At 42.6% G+C, this 6112-nt stretch carries 8 protein-coding genes; 5 read left to right on the forward strand and 3 right to left on the reverse strand.

Annotation, left to right across the window (positions count from 1 at the left end; translation table 11 throughout):
* Positions 1-379 precede the first annotated feature (379 nt).
* The gene (locus tag KNQ14_RS16485; protein ID WP_214861840.1) at positions 380-607 is read left to right on the forward strand and encodes an HTH domain-containing protein; all 228 of its coding nucleotides are present in this window, start codon (positions 380-382) and stop codon (positions 605-607) included.
* A 499-nt stretch (positions 608-1106) separates the two neighbouring features.
* Here KNQ14_RS16485 and relB read toward each other — a convergent pair whose 3' ends face one another.
* The 3 genes from relB to KNQ14_RS16500 all read right to left on the reverse strand — a co-directional run bounded on the left by relB (position 1107) and on the right by KNQ14_RS16500 (position 3059).
* Positions 1107-1325 carry a type II toxin-antitoxin system RelB family antitoxin gene (relB, locus tag KNQ14_RS16490; RefSeq protein ID WP_214861842.1) on the reverse strand — a complete coding sequence of 73 codons (219 nt, stop codon included), beginning with the start codon at positions 1323-1325 and terminating at the stop codon, positions 1107-1109.
* A 226-nt stretch (positions 1326-1551) separates the two neighbouring features.
* Positions 1552-1887, reverse strand: a complete 336-nt coding sequence (locus KNQ14_RS16495) for a YolD-like family protein (protein WP_214861844.1) — start codon at positions 1885-1887, stop codon at positions 1552-1554.
* Positions 1888-2066: 179 nt separating this feature from the next.
* Positions 2067-3059: a DNA/RNA non-specific endonuclease gene (locus KNQ14_RS16500; RefSeq protein WP_214861846.1), complete on the reverse strand. Its 993-nt coding sequence runs from the start codon at positions 3057-3059 to the stop codon at positions 2067-2069.
* 299 nt (positions 3060-3358) lie between these two features.
* On the opposite strand from KNQ14_RS16500, the gene KNQ14_RS16505 reads away from it, so the two are divergent.
* From KNQ14_RS16505 to KNQ14_RS16520, 4 genes are all read left to right on the forward strand, one after another.
* A complete protein-coding gene (locus tag KNQ14_RS16505; RefSeq protein WP_214861848.1) occupies positions 3359-4174 on the forward strand; it encodes an SMI1/KNR4 family protein in 816 nt (271 codons plus the stop codon).
* Between the two features lie 256 nt (positions 4175-4430).
* Entirely contained in the window at positions 4431-4847 is a 417-nt protein-coding gene (locus KNQ14_RS16510; RefSeq protein ID WP_214861852.1) for a JAB domain-containing protein, read from the forward strand.
* Positions 4848-5095: 248 nt separating this feature from the next.
* The gene (locus tag KNQ14_RS16515; protein ID WP_235504808.1) at positions 5096-5419 is read left to right on the forward strand and encodes a hypothetical protein; all 324 of its coding nucleotides are present in this window, start codon (positions 5096-5098) and stop codon (positions 5417-5419) included.
* A 3-nt stretch (positions 5420-5422) separates the two neighbouring features.
* Positions 5423-5716 carry a type II toxin-antitoxin system RelE family toxin gene (locus KNQ14_RS16520; RefSeq protein ID WP_214861850.1) on the forward strand — a complete coding sequence of 98 codons (294 nt, stop codon included), beginning with the start codon at positions 5423-5425 and terminating at the stop codon, positions 5714-5716.
* Positions 5717-6112 lie beyond the last annotated feature (396 nt).

Here is a 6112-nt window from a genome sequence, read left to right on the forward strand (position 1 = left end):
CAACAATCGACCAAGAAAGTGTTTGGATTGGAAAACTGCATACGAGGTCTTTTCCGAAGAAGTGTTGCGCTTAATTTGACAAACCGTCTCATTAAAAGAATGAAATCCATCTTCTTACTATTGATGTAAACGAAGTGAATCATAGGTAGTTTTCAATCAGTTTCGATAAAGTTTTTTTTGATGGTCTATTTATTTAATACTAGAGTCAAATCAATTTATCTTTTTCTAAGGTTCCTCAAATGGAATAAAAAATGCAACCGTTCACTTGATGAACTGAATCCCGAATGATAGACACATGAAAAAAGTGTATCATTCGGGTTTTTTCGTGTGGATATGAATCGCTATAATAAACCTACTCATTCAGACGGGAGAAACAACCATGAGTAAAATCACCTTCACTATGACTCAAATCAACCAGCTCGAAGAAAATCCGAAAGTCGCTTCCGTATCAGAACGCTCGATCCAGTACACCACAGAGTTCAAGGTCAAGACCGTACGCGAGAACATGGAGGGAAAGGGACCTCAACAAATCTTCACAGAGGCTGGATTTGACCTGGCGGTGATCGGAAAACGGAAAGCGCAGTCCGCGTTGAATCGCTGGCGCTAAACGTTCCGAAAAGACGGAGAGGAGGGTCTCCGAAACGATACACATGGAAAGACTCTGGGAGGCGGACGCCCGAAGACAGACGAATCGATGGAGATGCAGTACGGACTATCCAATTCTTTCGGGTTCGGTGGTCATAACGCCGTTATCGTCTTGAAAAAATATATGGATTAAGCTTCAGAGTCTGAGTGCGGACAAGAGAACTCCATATGTAAGTACTCATTAAAAATGGATTGTAAACATTTCGACGTCGAAATGTTTACAATATTTTTGTGTATACAATTCTTAATAAATATTAGCGATTCGGGAATCTTCACCCCTGCTGTATCATCATTCATCCAACGATTCGTAACATGTTCTATCTTTTTTGTGACAACGCGATACATCCCATTTAATCAGATTTCGCTTGATTAAGGACGTCGAGATCTATATTTTTAGTAATCCACCTTCTGAAGGGAGATTTAAATCCACACCTAAAACACAACTGTATATGTCGTCATTCTCATTCTAGCTCCTTCATCACATCGTCAAAAGAGAGTGCTTTTGATTGCTTCTCATGTACTTCTTTAGTGTCACGATAAAGTTGTAGATCTATGTCGTCTTCGATGCGATCGAGGACAGCATCTCGCACGAGTTCGGAAATCGTAATGCCCTTCGCTTTCGTATATTCTTTAATGAGGAGTATCTCATTATCGTTCAATCGAATTGTAATCATACTCATGTTCATCAACCCCTTTATCATAGATTGTAGTCTGGATGCAGATTTAGCTCATACGATTGCGATCGATACTGGATCAATTACATAAGATTCGACCTTTCAACATCTCGAATGAAGAAGATTCGTCATAAGGAAGTAAATTGAAATTTACTCAAATTGAGATAAACATGTTCATTCTCTTGTGTTTTAACTATGTTAAAAAAGAGGATGACTATCATTATCTTTTTCTTTACTCCGATAGCGTGACGCTCAAGATTTGCTTGAACGAGACGATCTCGACGTCTAGATTTCGTTTGACGAGGTGGACTTCTTCCTGCACATAGTCGAGCTTCTCAACGAAGGCATCGAAACGATGCGTCAACGGACCATTCATTGCTGTCACCGTGACAATGTCTCCGCTAAAGATGGCATCGTTCAAGGCGTTCTCGATCGTCCCATCGATCGGTCCCTCCGTATCCTCGAACTTGAGATGATGGACCTCTTGATAATAGCGTTTCAGCAATCCTTTGTATTCGGGCATCAGGAACGGGATCCATTTCTTGTTGCCACGGTCTTCATAACTCATTAAAAGCACTCCTTCCTATAATAAGAACATTTGTTCTTATTATGTTCCTCGTTTCTCTTGTTTTCAATCCGATATTTCGACGTCTCATCAATGCCTCCGTTTCTGGGACGAAAAAAGGCAGCGACGAGGATCTCGTCACTGCTCCAGTATGTTTCGGCTATTCGATTAAATGAGGAGATTCATTCTCCCACCATGCCGTCATGGTCGTTGTCCCGCATATATTGGTATAGCCAGTGCTTCTCCGTGATTGGCATCGCAAAGCCTGCGTCCTTCGCTTCCTGGATCGTCACTTGACCATTGCCGTCGGTATCGACGCGCGAGACATCCTCGGTCGCTGCAGTACCGGGAGCTGATTTCGCTTCCGGTTCTTTTTTCGTCTCCTTTTTCTTCGTCAGACCGAGTGCCGCATTCGTCTCGTCCGGATTGTCGTTCTTGAACCGGTCGACGACGGTATTCTCGCGGACCGTGTAGGTATACTGATACGCGGATGGAATCATCGTCGACGTATTCGGGTAGGTGATTTGTGCTTCAAAGTTCGTTGCGCCACCCGCCTTGCGGATGACGTCCTCCATGTACGCCTGATCACCATGACGATTCAGTGTACTGTCCTGCGGAGTGATGTTGTAGGCATTCGAAACGCCACCGAGCGAATCGGCGATGATATGTCCTTCGTCGAGATCCGTACGTTCGACGCCAGGCACTTTCGCTTCATCGGAGTAGTAGCGTCCGTCACGCGTGACGTCTTCCGTCTCATCATCCTGGAGGACGATTTTCTTCGCGATGACGCGGACCAGCTGACCGTGTTCATTCGTGAACGCCCAATATTTCCGGTCACCGAACCCGATGTCGACGACGACGTTCGCCTGCCGACTACCGGACAGATCTCCGCCATCGATCGTAATCTTCTTATATCCTTTGAAAGAATCATGCGGAGTCTTCGTTTTTGATTCCGTTGATGGATTCGTCTCCTTTGACTGCGTGACTGTACGAGTATCCGCCTTTTTTTCAGGATGTTGATCGGTGTCCTTCGTCGCATCGGTCTTTTGTGTAGTCGTGTCTTCCTGCTGCGCTACTTGCTCTGTCTCATCTGGTAGAGGTGAGGTCGTCTCCGCATCTGTACATCCTGCCATCAGTAGGACGATAAGCGGAATTGTTATGTAAGAAATCTTCATGGGTGTACTCCTTTTAGATTAAGCTGTCGTTGCGTCCTTCATTATAACGCTAGTCCTTCATTTCTGCTGTCTTATTTCTGAAGGCTGATGCGATTGATTGATTACCTCAAGGGCGGGGGACAGATCGGGAACTGCTCTGTTTGATGGAAAGGAACCATATACCGTTCAGTTTCCGTATTTAAAATGACATCTCGTCAGCATTCGATTCTCAATCATGCCAAATTTTAAAAAATATAGCGTATAGTATTAATGAGTATATAAATATACAAATATATAAATGTAGTGAAAGAGGTGCTTTGATGAATTTTTGGGATGAGTTGTTAGAAGATGAGGTTGCTTTATCACTAAATAAAGAAAACGTGAAACAAATCGAAAAAGAATTAGGCGCTCGTCTTCCTAAAAAATATATCGAAAAGTTAGAAGAACAAAATGGTGGGGATCTTGTATTCGATTCAGTGAATGTTGATTTCGAAAACACATGGTCTGACGAAGAAGATAATCTTCATCTACCGTTGAATCGTTTCAAACCCTTGACGGTGGAGGAATTTGAGGACGGCAGGTCTACGTTAGCTGAGTGGGGATTAACTGGAAAATTGATGCTGTTCGGCGAGGGTCAAGGCAGTTACCTTTGGTACTTCGGTTTCGATGACACCCCTAACGCACCACATATTTGGTGTTTGGACATTTCGGATGAGACAACACACTTCGTAGCAGAGAGCTTCGACCAACTCCTCGATCATCTCGTTCGTCGAAATGATCAAGTTGAAGGCGGAGTTGAATTAACACACGAAGATGTATTTGCCGACTATCCTTCGATGGATGAAATTCGAGAAGTAATCGCGGGGAATGATGAGGACGAACGACTGATGGCTTATCGCATGTGGTCGACAAGAGGTGAAGACGTTAAAGGATTGGTCAGTGAATTGCGTGGACGTGTCCAAGATTCGAATGATGAAGACGAACTAGATTCATACGCGGAACTATTAGCTCAAGTATTGATGGACAGATCAGTCGAAAACTATATGACACATGAGCAGGCAATTGCACTATTTAATGAAAAGGAAGATGTATCAGATTTAAGCCATGTAGTTGTACAGCTTGAATCAGATATGTAATGGATCAATAGCTTTTTAGCAACATGTCTTTGAAACCAAAAGAGACTAATCCTAAAAATTTGGGATTTGTCTCTTTTTTATACATTACTTTTTGTCAGTAGCGAGATCAGATATTTCAAATGCTGGAACGGTCCGCTCACAGACTACTCGGGATCGACGAGTAAGGAAGAATTCATTTTAGTCATCCTATTTGGAATAGCTAATGCAATAAATGATCATTTTAAAAGCACGGAACAGAGCGGTCCCGCTCTGTCTGATGGAAGGGGACCGCAAGCCGGATGTCGCGCTCGAGACGACGCATATCACATCTCCCGAGGACGCGTTCTGTGTCGCGAAACGCTTCATCCAGGACGATGACCGTGAAGTGTTCCTTGTCATCCTGCTCAATACGAAGAACCGCGTCATTGCCGTCCATCGGGCACACGTTGGTAGCATCAACTCAAGCGTCGTCCATCCCCGAGGAATCTCCAAGTCCGCCATTCTTAACAATGCGACGTCACTCATCGTCAGTCATCAGCATCCGAGCGGTGACCCGCATCCATCACGGGAAGACATCGAGGTGACGGAACGGCTCGTTGAAGTCGGACGCATCGTCGGCATCCAGCTCCTCGACCACATCATCGTCGGTGCCGGAGAAGAATACGTCAGCTTGAAAGCACAAGGTGTTTTGTAAAGAGACGATAAGTGTAGACGGACGGGGAAACCCCGTCCTGTCCACGCGCAAGGGCATTGTTGTATTTAAATAAAGTAGTGTCTAACAAGCAATAGGGAACTCAGTAAATGAGAATCCTATTGTTTTTTGGGTTTTATTGCAAAAATAGGGGTTAACTATAGATAGTACAAGAATCAAAAGGAACGTTTAAAAGTCTTTTAAAAGTCTTTTAAAAGGTGTATACTAAAGAAAAATAAAAGGAGGGCATAATGATGGGAATGCGAATACTTGATATTCCAACCACTTCTATATCTGACGTGAAACGGTCTCCTATGGAAGCTTTCCAAAAAGCAGATCGTGAAGCGGCCGGCGTATATGTTTTTAACCGTGAAAAAGTTGCGGGCGTCATGTTGACGCAACAGCAATACGAATCACTCAATAAAGAAATCGAAGAATTGTACAGTCGATTAGATGATTTGACTGTTGAGATGCGACTATCTAACAAAAATGTCCGCACTTATACTGATTCAGAAGTCCGTGGAGAACAGGTAACTCACCCTACGACTATTGATGAAATGGATGGGTGGGAGTGATCATTGTATCAGCTTGAGTGGACGCAATATTCGAAAGAAGATTACGATAACCTCGATGGTAGTCAAAAGATATTCGTAGACAAAGCGTTGAACCGAATCGTTTCTATAGGGATGGCAGCAGGGCAGCCACTCAGTGGAAATTTGTCGCATTGCAATAAGTTGAAAAATAGAAAAATGGGGTTACGCGTTGTTTTTAGAGAAATCGACGGTAAACTCCAAATCATTCAAATTGTAGCGATCGGTAAACGGGATAAAGATGAAATTTATAAAATGGCTGAACAACGATTAGATGGATAATTGAAAAAGGATCAACGTTCAGATACTCGATGGTATCTATACGTTGATCCTTTTTGTCGCACTTTTTGAAAAGGATGACCGAAGTTTATTTCTCTTTTTATGCATAAAAGGACTATTAAAAATACATTGATAAAAAGATGCGTTTATAGACTTTGATATCGAAATCGATCCATTCGATTCAACTATGTGAAAGAGTAATCATTTTTGTATATATAACGGTCGTTAAACAGACATAGAATTATATATTGAACTTAGCATGTATATTGGCATTTTATTAATTATAAAAGTTACTAAATTAATTATTTATGACGGTTTGTCAAATTAAGCGCAACACTTCTTCGGAAAAGACCTCGTATGCAGTTTTCCAATCCAAACACTTTCTTGGTCGATTGTTGA

This window comes from Exiguobacterium sp. s161, assembly GCF_018619045.1.
Classification (GTDB): domain Bacteria; phylum Bacillota; class Bacilli; order Exiguobacteriales; family Exiguobacteriaceae; genus Exiguobacterium_A; species Exiguobacterium_A indicum.

What these genes read in the sequence shown, in the direction of transcription:
- KNQ14_RS16505 (WP_214861848.1), top strand. Translation starts at nt 3,359, where the DNA reads ATGAATTTTTGGGATGAGTTGTTAGAAGATGAGGTTGCTTTATCACTA.
- KNQ14_RS16485 (WP_214861840.1), top strand. Translation starts at nt 380, where the DNA reads ATGAGTAAAATCACCTTCACTATGACTCAAATCAACCAGCTCGAAGAA.
- KNQ14_RS16515 (WP_235504808.1), top strand. Translation starts at nt 5,096, where the DNA reads ATGATGGGAATGCGAATACTTGATATTCCAACCACTTCTATATCTGAC.
- KNQ14_RS16495 (WP_214861844.1), bottom strand. Translation starts at nt 1,887, where the DNA reads ATGAGTTATGAAGACCGTGGCAACAAGAAATGGATCCCGTTCCTGATG.
- relB (WP_214861842.1), bottom strand. Translation starts at nt 1,325, where the DNA reads ATGAGTATGATTACAATTCGATTGAACGATAATGAGATACTCCTCATT.
- KNQ14_RS16510 (WP_214861852.1), top strand. Translation starts at nt 4,431, where the DNA reads ATGGAAGGGGACCGCAAGCCGGATGTCGCGCTCGAGACGACGCATATC.
- KNQ14_RS16500 (WP_214861846.1), bottom strand. Translation starts at nt 3,059, where the DNA reads ATGAAGATTTCTTACATAACAATTCCGCTTATCGTCCTACTGATGGCA.